Raw genomic sequence first — 14844 nt, forward strand, 5'->3', positions numbered from 1 at the left:
CTCTCATTTCATACGAAATTTTCAAAAAAGACGACTCCATTCCGTTAGGAGCCGTCTTTTCAACATTATGCTTTCAGCTCTTCAATACGCTTTTGAACAGCTTCGCGTTTTGCGACATAATCACGTTCTTTCGCACGCTCTTCTTCTACGACGCTTTCAGGCGCTTTTTTCATAAAGCCTTCATTGCCAAGCTTTTTCTGAACTCGTTCCACTTCTTTTGTCAGTTTATCAAGCTCTTTTTGCAGACGGGCAATTTCTTCGTCTAAATTGATTAAACCTTCAAGCGGCAGAATGAGTTCTGCTCCAGAAATAACAGCCGTCATCGCTTTATCACTAGCAGGAACATCCGTGCCAATTTCAAGCACACTTGGATTCGTAAAGCGTTCAATATATGAACGGTTCTTCTCTAAACGTTCCTGTACATCAGATGTGGATGCTTTGATATATAGCTCGACTTGTTTGCTCATTGGTGTGTTCACTTCACTGCGAATGTTACGAACAGAACGAATCAGTTCAACAAGCAGCTTCATGTCAGCAGAAGCTTGTTCGTTAGAAAGTTCCGGCTTCACTTCAGGCCATGCCGCTACAGTAATGGACTCACCTTCATGAGGTAGATGCTGCCAGATTTCTTCTGTTAAGAACGGCATAAACGGATGTAGAAGTCTCATCGTTTGATCTAATACATACGCAAGGATCGAACGAGTCGTTTTCTTCGCCGCTTCATCTTCTCCATAAAGCGGAAGTTTCGCCATTTCAATGTACCAATCACAGAAATCATCCCAAATGAAGTTGTATAAATGTCTGCCCACTTCACCAAATTCATACTTATCAGCAAGCTGTGTGACACTTTCAATCGTTTCATTTAGTCGTGTTAAAATCCATTGATCAGCAACTGATTTTTCTCCTGTCAAATCAAGCTCATCGTACGTTAAACCATCCATATTCATTAAAGCAAAACGGGATGCGTTCCAAATTTTGTTCGCAAAGTTCCAAGTGGATTCAACCTTTTCAAAGCTAAAACGCAAATCTTGACCTGGAGAGCTTCCAGTCGCTAAGAAATATCTCAATGAATCCGCTCCGTACTTGTCGATGACCTCCATTGGATCAATTCCGTTGCCAAGTGACTTACTCATTTTACGCCCTTGTTCATCGCGAATAAGACCATGAATGAGGACGTCTTTAAATGGTTTTTCTCCTGTGAATTCAAGACCTTGGAAGATCATACGAGATACCCAGAAGAAGATGATGTCATAGCCTGTTACAAGCAAATTGGTTGGGTAGTAGCGCTTGAAGTCTTCACTTTCTGCATCTGGCCAGCCCATTGTAGAGAAAGGCCAAAGCGCTGAACTAAACCATGTATCAAGTACATCGTTATCTTGCTCCCAGTTTTCAATATCTTCTGGCGCATCAAGTCCCACGTATACTTCCTTCGTTTCTTTATGATACCAAGCCGGAATGCGGTGTCCCCACCATAGCTGACGAGAAATACACCAGTCACGGATATTTTCCATCCAGTGTAAATACGTCTTTTCAAATCGGTCTGGAACAAATTGAACTTGCTCATCACCTTTTTGCAGATTGATGGCTTCATCTGCGAGCGGCTGCATTTTCACAAACCATTGTGTTGATAAATATGGCTCCACTACAGCGCCACTGCGCTCACTGTGACCAACTGAATGCATGTGGTCCTCAATTTTGAACAAAATGCCTTCTTCTTGAAGATCTTTCACAAGCTGTTTACGACATTCGAAGCGGTCCATTCCTTTGTATTGAAGTGCGTTTCCATTCATTGTGCCATCTTCATTCATCACAAGAATGCGCTCTAGGTTATGACGGTTTCCAAGCTCGAAGTCATTCGGGTCATGAGCCGGCGTAATTTTTACAGCTCCTGATCCAAATTCCATATCGACATAGTCATCCCCGACGATTGGAATCTCTCGGCCTGTAATTGGTAAAACAACTGTTTTCCCAATCAAATGCTGATAGCGTTCATCTTCAGGATGTACAGCGACTGCCGTATCTCCAAGCATCGTTTCAGGTCTTGTTGTCGCAATTTCAATCGAACCTGATCCATCTGCAAGCGGATATCTCAAGTGATAAAACGCACCTTGCACATCCTTGTAGATGACTTCAATATCAGAAAGGGCCGTTTTTGTTGCTGGGTCCCAGTTAATGATGTATTCTCCGCGATAGATCAATCCTTTTTCATACAATTGAACAAACACTTGGCGGACTGCTTTATTCAAGCCTTCATCTAATGTGAAACGCTCACGCGAATAGTCTAGACCTAGACCCATTTTCGCCCACTGGCTGCGAATAAAATCTGCATACTCTTCTTTCCACTTCCACGTTTCTTCTACAAATTTTTCACGTCCGAGATCATAGCGGCTCACGCCTTCTTCGCGAAGCTTCGCCTCTACCTTGGCTTGTGTTGCAATACCCGCATGGTCCATTCCTGGCAGCCATAAAACATCATAGCCCTGCATCCGTTTCATACGAGTCACGATGTCTTGAAGGGTTGAATCCCAAGCATGCCCTAAGTGTAATTTTCCTGTCACGTTTGGTGGAGGAATGACGACTGTATATGGATCTTTCGTTTTGTCATTTTGTGCTTCGAAGAATTTCCCTTCAAGCCAGTACGTATAGCGGTCTTTTTCAATCGCATTTGGATCGTACTTTGTTGGCATTTCTTGATTATTTGTTTCCATTTGTGTTACCTCCACATTTTTTCGGCTGATGAAACATAAAAAAGCCTTCTCATCCTTATAAAAGGACGAAAAAGCTTTTTCGCGGTACCACCTTTTTTCACGAAACACTTAGACGTGTCCCGTACTCTCTAAAGGATAACGGGGATCTCCCGAATTTCTCTACTACATGTTTCAAGAAATTAAGCTCACAGGCGACCTTCCAAACAAGTGCATCCTAGAAAACCTTTCAGCTATTGGTTTCCCTCTCTTTAGGGTCTTGCTCGTACTCTTCCTGATCCACGCTTACGATATATCACGTTCATCAGCTTATACTCATCTTTTATTAATATTACTAAATGCCTTTTGTTTTCGTCAATCATCTTTTCCGCTTTTCTTCTTCTTTATACAAATTGGGCAGGCACCCTTTGCCTCTTTGCCCATATGATAATAACAAAATAAAGAAGGAGGGCGTTTTATTTTGAAAAAGATCAATCCTTACACACTCCCCCCATGGCTTAGACAAATTCGGGCAGTTGCCTCCCAAGTCGTTCTCCCGATTGCCATATTTCAAGGCTTTCGCACGATCATTTTTCCCACAACATTTGACGTCCTCATCTTAGGAATTCTTATATTTCTCGCCTGTGCCTTTCACCTTGATTGGTTTTAAGGGAGCTGAAAGCTGCAGGCTCACTCTTATGTATAGGTCATCCCTCGTTAGACATTTCATAGCGCAACAGCAAACAACCTCGTCACTCTTCTGATGACGAGGCATTTTGTTCTTCTTCAAGGCGTCTAGCCTGCTCAATTTCGTGTATTTTCATGACGGTCGGCTCAGAATTTTTCATTTGCCAATACGCCCTTAACAGCTCCTGACAACTTTCCATCTCATCCTGTCCGCCTGCTTCATAGGCTTTCACCGTATCAAACAAACCCTGCGGATAAGCGAGGTAGCTCAAGAACAAATGAATCTCTTCCTCACGAAGTTTATTTCCCTTTTGATACGTATAAAACAAAGATGTGCATTCAGGACAAGGAGTAGGGTAGGTTTTGAATGTGCGATAGTAAAAGGTCAAAAGGTCATATATGGGGGCAGCCTTTTTGGACCGCTCAAAATTGGTGAAATGTCCTGTACCTACATCATTGTACAAAAAGTGATGGATTGACAATTGCCCATGGTTTAACACAATACGTGTCGTCTCTTGGTCTTTCATTTCCTCATGCCAATCCTCTAAACGTTCAAGTGCAAATTCACTTGCAGACATCGCTTCTGAAAAATACATAGCAGCAGCCAGCTCAAATGGCGACATATACCATGTTTGTTCTGCCCGCTCGATAAATCGTTCATACATGTCTTTCTCTGTTTCCCATTTGCTTTTCATTTGGGTGTAGTGAGCCTCTATTTCCTGCTCAGTAATGTCCATCATAACTTCTGTTCGTTTATGAAGTCTTGCAATCTCTTGAAATAAATATTCATGTTTATCGTCCTGCTCTTCTCTCTTTTCATTCGTCAGCCATGGCATGAGATAATACGTGTACTGGCTTTCTCGATGATTAGAGAAAAAGGAACCGCTCTTCGTGCGATAAATCGGCACAAACGAGCGATAGCCTTTTGATTCTAGTTCAAGCATTTGCTCTGTAAACTGCATGTGTCGATGGGGTTTTACTCGCTTTAGTGCAAATACGCCCTGCTTTGTATACACTCTAACGACTGCTGGACTGACAGGTTCGATATATTCAGCCTCAAGCCCATATTCGTATAGGACAGATTGGATTTCATCCACGTTCTCTCACCACATTTTCTCGGTCCATCATCTCATACTATGCATTGCTTTTTTGATATTCAGGAATATAAAGAATCTGCCCTTCTTCGAGCTCTGCATCCACCGACAATGAATTCGTTCGAAGGAGCTGCTGCACATTCAACTGATATCGCTCACAAATACGATCGACCGTATCTTCTTGCTGAACTATACATATTTTCATGCGAGAAAAATCTTCCTCCTCCTGCTTATCGAACAGCTTCGTTAAATAAAGAGAATTCTCACTGCCAGACGCTTCTCTCTGGTCATGTTCAAACTCCTCAGCTTCTTGAGCTGATTCATACACCTTTGGTGCTTCACGTTCATATAATCGTTCGAACTGATAGCTGTCATCCCGCTCTTCCTGCGTCTGTTCCATCTGATAAGCAGGTGATTCAAAGGCTGGATAAGCTGGCGGCTCTTCTTCTTCCTTGCTCTCTGCTTCAGGGTCTTTCCTCACTTCCACCTCAAAGAACGTATCATCCCGCTCCTCTTCTTCTAACAGCTTAGGCGGGTCAAAGAATGGCGGCTCTTGTACTTGAGCTTCTGGGAAGGAACGATACCCAAGCGCCACCGCTTCTTCTTCCTCATTTCCCTCCTCTTCTTCTACTTCTTCCACCATCACCGTCTCGATGTCTATTTCATCCTCTTCTTGTTCAGTTCGCGCTTCATGTTGCAAAACGGCATGCTGTTCTGCATTTTCTTCATGCTCTTCACGTGGCAGCATTTCTTGCTCTTCATATTCTGACTGCGCCTGATATTCATAAGTGACATCGCCATATTCCTCTTCAGCACGATGGACAAATTCATATGGCTCTTCTACAAGCGATTCAGGCGTTCCTTCATCTAACAGACCTTCAATGGCCAAATCAGCCTGAATCGTGAGCAAACGGCTTTCTGTCAGCTGGTAATCAAATGCATCAATAAACACAAATACATCATTTAAATGACTAATTTTGTTCTTGGGGATCGTGATATCCACCGGAAATTGATGCAGCAGCTCCGCCGTTCCGTCCTCTCTTACCTTCACCTCATCAGCCTGCCTGTATGATGCATAGGAACTGGATTCACCCATTAGCTCCTCTTGATTTATGTTGTATTCTCCTGTTAGCTCGAGTGAACCTCTAATGGAAACATAATCATTCACTTCTTGAACGAGAATGTCAGGATCGAGAGAAATTGACAGTAGCTCACTGACTTCCTGTCCGTTTTTGAAATAAATGGACTCTTCTACCGAAAACTGTAATCGATTGTTTTGAGACAAGTCGGTGTCCTCCTTTCATCTAATCCTTCAAAATAAAATTAGATGTCAATACAGGTGTATGAAGGAGGCGGTGAAAATATGATTGGTTTTATGCAAAGCAAAAAGCCGATATGTCTCCATATCGGCTCAGCGTGTAGACAAACCCTCGCATTCGGTGTCAGTCCTGCGCGCTGGTGCTCACGAATGTCAAATTCGCTCCGCTCCGGTGCTCGTCCTTCCTAGACTGCAAAGGTTTTCTTTCACGCTGAAAAGAAGACAAAGGGCTAAAATAAAGTTCATTTTAACCCTTTGTCAACGATCTAAGCCGATATGTCTCCATATCGGCTTTTGGTTACTGAGCTAATTTTTGAAATACCTTTTCAACTGTCTCAATCGTATACTCGATGTCTTCATCCGTATGAGCAGTTGATAGGAACAGCCCTTCGAATTGTGAAGGTGGAAGGAAGATACCGTGATCAGCCATTTCCTTGTAGAATTCAGCGAATAAAGCGAGGTCAGCTGTTTTCGCTGTATCGTAATTGACGACTTGTTCGTTTGTAAAGAAGAATCCAATCATGGAACCTGCACGGTTAAATGTTAATGGAATCCCATGTGCTTTCGCCGCTCTTGAAATACCTTCTTCCAAACGATCTCCTTTGCGTCTAAACTCTTCATAAGACTCAGGTGTCAGCTGTTTTAATGTTTCAAGACCTGCTGTCATCGCAAGCGGGTTACCGGATAACGTTCCTGCTTGATATATCGGGCCGCTTGGCGCAATTTGTCTCATAATGTCCGCTCTACCGCCATAAGCACCAACTGGCAGGCCGCCTCCGATGACTTTACCAAGACATGTCAGATCAGGCGTAATGCCAAAATAGCCTTGGGCACAATGATAATCCACACGGAAGCCTGTCATGACCTCATCAAAAATGAGTAAAGAGCCATATTGCTCAGTGATGTCTCTCAATCCTTGCAAGAAACCTTCTTGCGGAGGGACAACCCCCATATTTCCTGCAACTGGTTCTACAATGACACCTGCAATGTCGTCTCCAAATTCTTCAAAAGCGACTTTGATGCTTTCTAAATCATTGTATGGAACGGTGATCGTATTACTTGCTGTACCTTCAGGGACACCAGGGCTATCCGGAAGTCCAAGCGTTGCCACACCCGAACCAGCTTTAATGAGCAAAGAATCACCGTGGCCATGATAACAGCCTTCAAATTTCACAATTTTGTTTCTGCCTGTAAAACCACGTGCTAGACGAAGCGCACTCATCGTCGCCTCTGTTCCAGAGCTGACCATACGAATGACCTCAATAGAAGGAACTCGTTCTGATACAAGCTTAGCTAATTCATTTTCAACTAAAGTAGAAGCACCGAAGCTTGTACCATGTTCAGCTACTCGCTGAATGCTTTTAACCACACGGTCATTCGTATGCCCTAAAATAAGCGGTCCCCACGATAAGACATAATCAATATATTCATTTCCGTCAATATCGTATATTTTTGCGCCTTTGCCTCGTTCCATAAAAATCGGGTCTGTATTGACTGATTTAAATGCGCGCACAGGGCTGTTCACACCACCCGGCATTAACTGCTGCGCTTCTTTAAATGCTTGCTTTGACTTTTCATAGCTACGTCCCATTTCAATGTCCTCCTGTCTATCCGTTCTTTATTCTGAGAGCCATTTCGCTGCATCTTTTGCATGATACGTAATGATTAATTCTGCGCCTGCACGTTTCATGCTAGTCAGCATTTCAAGAACAAGCTCTTTTTCAGAAATCCAGCCATTTTGAGCTGCTGCTTTCACCATTGCATACTCTCCGCTCACATTGTACGCAACAACAGGAAGTGTAAATTCATTTTTCACATCACGCATGATATCTAAGTATGAAAGTGACGGCTTCACGATCAGAAAGTCAGCGCCTTCTTCTACATCAGACTGCGCTTCTCTCAGTGCTTCTAAGCGGTTTGCAGGGTCCATTTGATACGTTTTACGATCTCCAAACTGCGGTGTGCTATGCGCCGCCTCACGAAACGGACCGTAAAAAGCACTTGCATATTTCACAGCATATGACATGACAGGCACATGAACAAAGCCGGCCTCATCGAGCGCCTCACGAATTGCGATAACAAAGCCATCCATCATATTTGATGGAGCAATGATATCTGCACCTGCACGAGCCTGACTGACAGCGGTTTTCGCTAAGAGCTGAAGAGATTCATCATTTAAAATTTCTCCATCTTCAACGATTCCGCAATGTCCGTGATCTGTATATTGGCATAAGCAAGTATCAGCAATAACCACAAGCTCAGGGAAATGCTTTTTGATTTCAAGCGTTGCTCTTTGAACAATCCCATGATCGTGATAAGCTTCACTGCCTACATGGTCTTTATGGTCTGGTACCCCAAAAACAATGATAGATTTAATCCCAAGGTCAACAAGCTCTTGGACTTCTTCTTTCACAAGATCAACTGAAATGTGATAGACACCCGGCATTGAAGGGACTTCTTTCCGGACATTCTCTCCCTCTACAAAAAAGATCGGATAAATGAAATCAGAGGGTCTTAAAAATGTTTCTCTCACCAATTCTCTCATTCCTGCGCTTGTACGCAATCTGCGGTGTCTGTTAAATTTCATCATTGGTTCAACTTCCTTTCAGATAAACGGCACATCAAATCAAGCATCCCGTCTATCGTATAAGTATCTGGGGTTTCAGAAGAAATCCCGTATTGAAGCAGCGCCTCTTGTGTAAGAGGACCGATGCTCACAAAACATGTGTCTGATGCAGCTAATCTATCGATATCAGCCTCCATGGCGTGCATAAAAGAATGAACAGTGGAGGAGCTAGTAAATGTAATAAAATCAAATGATTGCTCCATCATTGCCAACTTGAGTGCGATAATTCCATCCTCATCCTTCACTGTTTCATATATAATCCACTCTTTTACGTCAATGCCAAGCGGAACGAGGGTATTCTTCACCACATCTCGTGACAGGTGGCCTTTTGCTACAAAGACACATTCTTCTGGGTGTACATGATCAATTAAAGCATCTGCCAGTTCTTCTGCTATAAATCGCTCTGGAACCACATCCACTTTTAGGCCGTGCTGCATCAGATAGGCAGATGTTTTTTCACCTACGGCCGCCACTTTCAAGTGGGATAAGCTTTGATGTAATTGATGCTTCTCTATATAACTAAGAAAAAAAGACGCACCATTTACACTCGTAAACACAAGCCAATGGCTTGCTTCTAAATCTTCTAAAAATGCCTTCGCTTTTTCTTTTGTCAGCGTTGGTTCAAACCTGATAAGAGAGGTTAAAACAGCATGGCCGTTCAGCGCTTCAATTTTCTGCTGAAACGCACCCGCTTGACGTTCATTTCGAGTGACAAGCACCGTCTGTCCGTAAAGCGATTTGGCTATCGTCATTGGGAAGACAGATCCTTTTTCACCTTGTCGATCAAATCTTTTGCTCCCTTATCCGCCATTTGCTTCGCACATGCTGTTCCGATTGCCTCAGGGTCAGTACCTGTTACGGTTTCTCGAATAATCGTATGGCCGTCCGCAGATGCCACAAGACCTGTCAATTCAATTTCATCACGCTCATTCATCGTTGCGTAACCAGCGATCGGCACTTGACAGCTTCCATCCATTTGCTTAAGGAAGGCTCTTTCAGCAAGGACCGTTTTCTTTGTATACTCATTTGTGAATTGAGCTAACAGCTGCAAGAGCTCTTCGTCATCTCCCCGACATTCTATCGACAATGCGCCCTGCCCCACAGCAGGAAGGCAAGTATCAGGAGATAAAAATTCCGACACGACTTCTTGACTCCAGCCCATTCTAGACAATCCGGCAGCCGCTAGAATAATCGCATCATACTCTTCATTTTTCAGTTTTTCGAGTCTCGTATCAATGTTTCCACGGATCCATTTAATCTCAAGATCTGGTCTCTTCTGAAGAAGCTGGGCACTGCGCCGTAAGCTGCTCGTTCCCACAACCGCTCCCTTTGGTAGTTCATGAAGACGGAGATGATCCTTTGAAATCAACGCATCCCGCACATCTTCACGCTCAGGAATACAGCCGATGACTAAACCTTCCGGAAGAGAGGCCGGCATATCTTTCATGCTGTGTACCGCCATATCGATGTCATGGTTCAGCATTGCCTGTTCAATCTCTTTAACAAACAGACCTTTTCCGCCAACCTTTGATAAGGTCACATCTAAAATTTGATCACCCTTTGTCACAATCTCTTTAATTTCAAAAGAATAAGAAGGGTTTAGTTCAGACAACTTTTGAATGACCCATTTTGTTTGTGTAATCGCAAGTTTGCTTCGTCTAGAACCTACTTTAATTGTTCGCATTACGTCTTCCTCCCGACAATGCCCTTAAGACTCATCATTATTGAAACCAATGAAAGGTTGATAAGCTACCAAGCAGAAAATAATTGATCATCAGCACAAGAAATGAAGCGACATTCCATCGCGCCACGATTTTGCCTTGCATATTTCTCACCAGTCTAATGTATAAGTAAAAGCCATATAAAAACAGCATAATAAACGAACCGAGCACCTTTGCATCTGTCCAGTACAACGTATCATACGAAATATATGCCCATATAATGCCAAGAATTAAACTAAGCAAGAGCATCGGTACGCCAATAATATTTAAGACATACGCCATATGATCAAGCTTTGATAAGTCTTCAATTCTCAAAAGCCATTTTCCCCATTTTTTCTTTTTCAGCAAACGATATTGAAATAGATAGAGGAGTGAAAAAGCAAATGAAAGTGAAAAAGCGCCGTATGATAAAATGGCCATCGTAATATGAATGACGAGCAGCTCACTCGTCAGCTTTCCCGTCAGTTCGGCAGAATGAAGATCGGATGGTGTAAAGGTGTGAATCGCCATCATGGAAAAACCAATTACATTTGTAAAAAAGACAATAAATTCAACGCGTAATACTTTTGTCAAAACGAGTGACAATGTCACAAGCACCCACGTATAAAAATATAACCCCTCTGCTACATTCAACACAGGGAATCGGTCTGTTTCCATCATAATATAAAACATGTAGACTGTTTGCAGCAGCCAGACAATAGAAAGCAACCAGAAAGCCATTTTTCCAGCCTTCCGGTTGTGTTGAAGAAAATCTATGAAATAGAACAAGACACTGAGTGCATAGATCAAGATCGTCGCTTCGCCTAGTCTCGCTACAATGGATTCCATCATCGCCTAATCACTCACTGGCAACTGTAGCAAGGCCTTGTGCCATATTTGATTTGAACAGTTGAAATGCCCCTTGCTCCACCTGCATCGGCTCTGCCTTTTGCTCTTCATCTTCAACCTGTAAATCAAAGATTTCTTTAAAGAGTAAAAGCTTTTCCTCTGCATTCGGCTCCCCGGCAATTTCTTTGGCCTTTAAGATAGGATCTTTCAGCATTTGATTGATGATGCTTTTCGTATGTTTATTTAACAGCTTCATTTCACGATTTGTAAGGTTTGGAAGCTTTCGTTCGATGCTTTGCATCGTATCCGCTTGAATCGAGAGTGCTTTTTCTCTTAAAGCAGAAATCACAGGAACCACTCCGAGCGTATTAAGCCATTGCTTAAATTCCACAATTTCAGCTTCGATGAGAAGCTCCACCTCTTCAGCTACTGCACGTCGCTCTTTCAGGTTAGCTGCCACAATGCCCTCAAGGTCATCAATGTCATACAAAAAAGCACCTTCTACTTCAGAAATAGCTGGATCTAAATCACGTGGTACTGCAATATCCACCATGAATAGAGGTCTGCCTTTTCTCTGTTTGTTCGCTTTTTCGACCATTTCCTTTGTGATCACAAATTGTTTAGCCCCAGTAGAGCTAATTAAAATATCCGCTTCAGATAAAGTTTTTTCTAATTGATTCAAGCTCTTAGGCTCTCCTGAAAAACGGCCTGCCAGTTCTTTGGCCTTTTCAAACGTTCGATTGATGACTGTTACCTGGCCAATCCCTTGACCTTGAAGGTTTTGAGCCGCCAGCTCGCCCATTTTACCCGCACCAAGAATAAGGACATGTTTATCAGAAAGACGTCCAAAGATTTTTTTGGCAAGTTCCACTGCCGCATAGCTGACAGATACAGCGTTAGACGCAATATCTGTTTCCGCATGAGAGCGCTTCGCAACTGTTACCGCCTGCTTAAACAAATAATTGAAAACGGTACCAATGGTCTTCTCCTCTTGAGCGACTTTAAAGCTTGAGCGCACTTGACCGAGTATTTGTGTTTCACCAATGACCATAGAATCAAGTCCACAGGCAACCCGGAATAAATGCTCAACCGCTCCATCATTTTCATAAAACTTCAAATATGGAGAGACATCTTCTTTTTCTAAACCGAACCAATCTGCTAAAAATCTTTTTATATAAAACCGACCAGTATGAAGCTGATCTACAACTGCGTAGATCTCTGTTCGATTACATGTTGAGATGACGATATTCTCTAGAATGCTTTTTTCTTCTTTAAGCTTGGACATCGCTGTTCCGAGCTCGCTCGGTTCAAAGCTCAGCTGTTCCCGTATCTCAACAGGGGCTGTTTTATAATCTAAACCCACAACAAGAATATGCATAACTTCAGCTTGCACCCCCAACGCCCTGTCTAATTTATAATAATTACAATATAGAATTTATTATTTATAATGATTATAACATATATTCATTTTTAACTGGATAAAAATTGTGAACAGATTTCAAAAATGTTGTGATATAGTAGAAAAATGTTCGACATCGAATGCCATATCATCACTTCAAGCAATTTACCAGATTTGGCGCGTGCGGACAAATGATCTGCTTATAAGAAGGTGACATCTTTGAAGAAGAAATCTATTTTGCTGCCGCTCACTTTGCTGGCTGTAGCACTATATGCCATTCTCTCAGGAGATCAATTTGACATTTGGAAAGATCAGGAGAAATGGTATACACTTGTACTGCTTTTTGGCCTTGCTTTCTTATATCAAGGAAAGAAGGAACAGGAAACCTCTCATGTGTTTATCGGTATGCTCATGACAGGCCTTGCGCTACACTTTATCCTTCAGCCGAAATTAGAACACTGGCCAGATACATTTACAATGATTGTGTTCATCGTCGGCCTTGCACTTTTGATGAAATCATCACAGAAAAAGGAATATCGAATAGAAAGTGTTGTTCTCATTGCACTCGGTCTATTCCTTTATTTCTTTCAACAAATTACGAAGCAACTTAGCACACTTTCGATCCCTACTTCCGGTTTTGAATTGTACTGGCCATATGTATTGATTGCCGTCAGTCTCCTCTTATTATTTTTAAAAAGGAAATAACTTATACAATATAATTGTTTGATAAGCCATCAATTGGATGTTTTATAATACACATCTTACGAGAAGAAGAAGATCCAGTTTAACTGATATAGACGACAATAACCGCCTTATCTGCAGTTGCTTGTGTAGCAACATTTTGCAGGTAAGGCGGTTTTGTTTTTCTCCCTTTATGTCAAGTATCATTAAATTGATATCAGTGTCACTGTCAAGCAATTATTATCATTTTTATGGTTTCGTCTTAAGTTCATTTTCATCAGGTAATCTAAATCCAAATTCTTTTTCCCATAAATCATTTCCGCTATCAAACATTTCATTTAGTATATCCACTTCATCAGCTTGATTCCCAAATCCAGCATCATGAGCTAAAATAATGCCGAAATACGACATACAATCGTAATAATAGTTTTGTGGTAACAGCATATGTAAATGCCAAACCTCATCAATTTCAGTATTTGGGGCAAAAGAACAATCGGGATATTTTTTGATCATGAACCAAAATTTTTTGTATTGATCTACTAATCGAGTAACATTCTCTTTATCCATTCCTTCAAAATAGTAACCAAACTTCAAACATGCTTCTACTAAGTCCACCGAAAAGTCAGGATAACTCACTTTATCCATTCATTGAATTCCCCTTTTTAAAATATTTTTTAGAATCAAAAATCGAATGATTCCTATACAAAGACATAATGGAATGATGTAAGAAATATTGAAAATTTTCGAACTTTCCAACATGAATGTAATCACTGTAATGATTAATATCGTTCCTAGCTGATTCAATGTATTCATACCTGCAAGTGCCATACTTCTATAGTGAGGATCAAAAACAACTAAAAAAGATGCTTTGATTAAGCTCATAAACAACGGGTTAATGAGTGTCAAAATAAAAAAACCAATTAAAAACAGTGAACTATTGGGCGCTAAAATCATTAGAATTAACCCAAACATAAGATATATCGTTATAAGATAGACTTTCGAATGTATTTTTTGTATATCCATTCTTCGGATCAATAGATTTCCTAGTAAAACCGATACTCCGCCAATTAGCCAAAATAATGATACAGTAAGATCACTTGCCGAAAACGTTTCTTTCAGAATAATAAACGAATAATTCATTACTACAGGTAAAAACATCCCATCAATAAACATGATGCACAAATAACTCTTTGGTATTTTTTTAAATATTTCAACATTCGTGAAAGATATACTTTCGATTTTCAACTGGGCAACAATTGGATACAAATACTCATAAACCAACAAACCAATAAAAAAGAGCAGAAAAACAAGATACATTTCTGATCCAAAGAATATAAACAAAATTGGTCCACTAAAGAAACCAATTGTTTTAGCTGAGAGTAAAAACATATTACGATATGCAATATCTTTATGGGGTTGATTGGATAAAAACATGTTAAATCCCGATTCTAAAATAAACGATAAGCCATTTATAAAAAATTGAAAAGCAAGCATTAAAAAAAACATTAGATTAAATAATTGATTGTTTAAAGCAAAAAACGAAGCAAGGGTTAGGATAGACAATGTGGTGACGAAAAATTTTGCCGTGTATCTAGATAAAATTTTAAATAAATAGTTGCTCACAATATTACTTAAAATAAACGAAAAGCCACCAATCAGATACATACTGCCTGCATAAAAATATGAACCAGTCATCTCAAAGAAATAAAGAGGCAATCCAGTCCAAACTAGTGCCCCTATGAAAACAATCATAGTATCCAAATAAACTAATGTACTCACTCTACTAATATTCATGTACACTATTCC

Annotated in this window: 13 protein-coding genes and 1 other annotated feature; of the genes, 2 read left to right on the forward strand and 11 right to left on the reverse strand. The window is 41.1% G+C overall.

Annotated elements, in window-relative coordinates:
* Positions 1 to 65: 65 nt before the first annotated feature.
* Positions 66 to 2708: a valine--tRNA ligase gene (locus NSQ11_RS12775; protein WP_008342812.1), complete on the reverse strand. Its 2643-nt coding sequence runs from the start codon at positions 2706 to 2708 to the stop codon at positions 66 to 68.
* Between the two features lie 58 nt (positions 2709 to 2766).
* Positions 2767 to 2996, reverse strand: a binding site (T-box leader).
* A 166-nt stretch (positions 2997 to 3162) separates the two neighbouring features.
* Here NSQ11_RS12775 and NSQ11_RS12780 point away from each other — a divergent pair.
* The gene (locus tag NSQ11_RS12780; protein ID WP_024718406.1) at positions 3163 to 3354 is read left to right on the forward strand and encodes a hypothetical protein; all 192 of its coding nucleotides are present in this window, start codon (positions 3163 to 3165) and stop codon (positions 3352 to 3354) included.
* An 82-nt stretch (positions 3355 to 3436) separates the two neighbouring features.
* Here the strand turns inward: NSQ11_RS12780 and ysxE are convergent, their stop codons facing one another.
* The 8 genes from ysxE to hemA form a co-directional block, all read right to left on the reverse strand.
* Positions 3437 to 4468: a spore coat protein YsxE gene (gene ysxE, locus NSQ11_RS12785; protein ID WP_008342818.1), complete on the reverse strand. Its 1032-nt coding sequence runs from the start codon at positions 4466 to 4468 to the stop codon at positions 3437 to 3439.
* A 37-nt stretch (positions 4469 to 4505) separates the two neighbouring features.
* Positions 4506 to 5750 (reverse strand): LysM peptidoglycan-binding domain-containing protein, encoded by a 1245-nt coding sequence (locus tag NSQ11_RS12790; RefSeq protein WP_052321018.1) that lies wholly within the window; start codon positions 5748 to 5750, stop codon positions 4506 to 4508.
* 331 nt (positions 5751 to 6081) lie between these two features.
* On the reverse strand, positions 6082 to 7374 hold the full coding sequence (gene hemL / locus NSQ11_RS12795; RefSeq protein WP_335357791.1) for a glutamate-1-semialdehyde 2,1-aminomutase: 1293 nt from the start codon (positions 7372 to 7374) through the stop codon (positions 6082 to 6084).
* A gap of 27 nt (positions 7375 to 7401) precedes the next feature.
* A complete protein-coding gene (gene hemB, locus NSQ11_RS12800; RefSeq protein WP_335357792.1) occupies positions 7402 to 8373 on the reverse strand; it encodes a porphobilinogen synthase in 972 nt (323 codons plus the stop codon).
* On the reverse strand, positions 8370 to 9161 hold the full coding sequence (locus NSQ11_RS12805; protein ID WP_335357793.1) for a uroporphyrinogen-III synthase: 792 nt from the start codon (positions 9159 to 9161) through the stop codon (positions 8370 to 8372). Before NSQ11_RS12805 ends, hemB begins: the two co-directional genes overlap by 4 nt.
* On the reverse strand, positions 9158 to 10093 hold the full coding sequence (hemC, locus tag NSQ11_RS12810; protein WP_025207728.1) for a hydroxymethylbilane synthase: 936 nt from the start codon (positions 10091 to 10093) through the stop codon (positions 9158 to 9160). The genes NSQ11_RS12805 and hemC overlap by 4 nt, the downstream gene beginning before the upstream one ends.
* Positions 10094 to 10130: 37 nt before the next feature.
* Complete coding sequence (locus NSQ11_RS12815) at positions 10131 to 10961, reverse strand: cytochrome c biogenesis protein (RefSeq protein ID WP_008342830.1); 831 nt, start codon at positions 10959 to 10961, stop codon at positions 10131 to 10133.
* Positions 10962 to 10968: 7 nt separating this feature from the next.
* A complete protein-coding gene (hemA, locus tag NSQ11_RS12820) occupies positions 10969 to 12336 on the reverse strand; it encodes a glutamyl-tRNA reductase (RefSeq protein WP_008342832.1) in 1368 nt (455 codons plus the stop codon).
* Positions 12337 to 12576: 240 nt separating this feature from the next.
* On the opposite strand from hemA, the gene NSQ11_RS12825 reads away from it, so the two are divergent.
* Positions 12577 to 13062, forward strand: coding sequence for a hypothetical protein (locus NSQ11_RS12825; protein ID WP_024718411.1), 486 nt, complete (start codon positions 12577 to 12579; stop codon positions 13060 to 13062).
* Between the two features lie 225 nt (positions 13063 to 13287).
* On the opposite strand, the gene NSQ11_RS12830 is transcribed toward NSQ11_RS12825, so the two are convergent.
* Entirely contained in the window at positions 13288 to 13683 is a 396-nt protein-coding gene (locus NSQ11_RS12830) for a hypothetical protein (protein ID WP_035701766.1), read from the reverse strand.
* Positions 13684 to 14832, reverse strand: a complete 1149-nt coding sequence (locus NSQ11_RS12835; RefSeq protein ID WP_236809991.1) for an MFS transporter — start codon at positions 14830 to 14832, stop codon at positions 13684 to 13686.
* Positions 14833 to 14844 lie beyond the last annotated feature (12 nt).

Source organism: Bacillus sp. FSL W7-1582 (assembly GCF_038593325.1).
GTDB lineage: Bacteria > Bacillota > Bacilli > Bacillales > Bacillaceae > Bacillus > Bacillus altitudinis.

Bases quoted from the DNA above. Each gene is read 5' to 3' on its own strand.
- NSQ11_RS12775 (WP_008342812.1), bottom strand. From the start codon at position 2,708: ATGGAAACAAATAATCAAGAAATGCCAACAAAGTACGATCCAAATGCG.
- hemL (WP_335357791.1), bottom strand. From the start codon at position 7,374: ATGGGACGTAGCTATGAAAAGTCAAAGCAAGCATTTAAAGAAGCGCAG.
- hemB (WP_335357792.1), bottom strand. From the start codon at position 8,373: ATGATGAAATTTAACAGACACCGCAGATTGCGTACAAGCGCAGGAATG.
- NSQ11_RS12805 (WP_335357793.1), bottom strand. From the start codon at position 9,161: ATGACGATAGCCAAATCGCTTTACGGACAGACGGTGCTTGTCACTCGA.
- hemC (WP_025207728.1), bottom strand. From the start codon at position 10,093: ATGCGAACAATTAAAGTAGGTTCTAGACGAAGCAAACTTGCGATTACA.
- NSQ11_RS12815 (WP_008342830.1), bottom strand. From the start codon at position 10,961: ATGATGGAATCCATTGTAGCGAGACTAGGCGAAGCGACGATCTTGATC.
- hemA (WP_008342832.1), bottom strand. From the start codon at position 12,336: ATGCATATTCTTGTTGTGGGTTTAGATTATAAAACAGCCCCTGTTGAG.
- NSQ11_RS12830 (WP_035701766.1), bottom strand. From the start codon at position 13,683: ATGGATAAAGTGAGTTATCCTGACTTTTCGGTGGACTTAGTAGAAGCA.
- NSQ11_RS12835 (WP_236809991.1), bottom strand. From the start codon at position 14,832: ATGAATATTAGTAGAGTGAGTACATTAGTTTATTTGGATACTATGATT.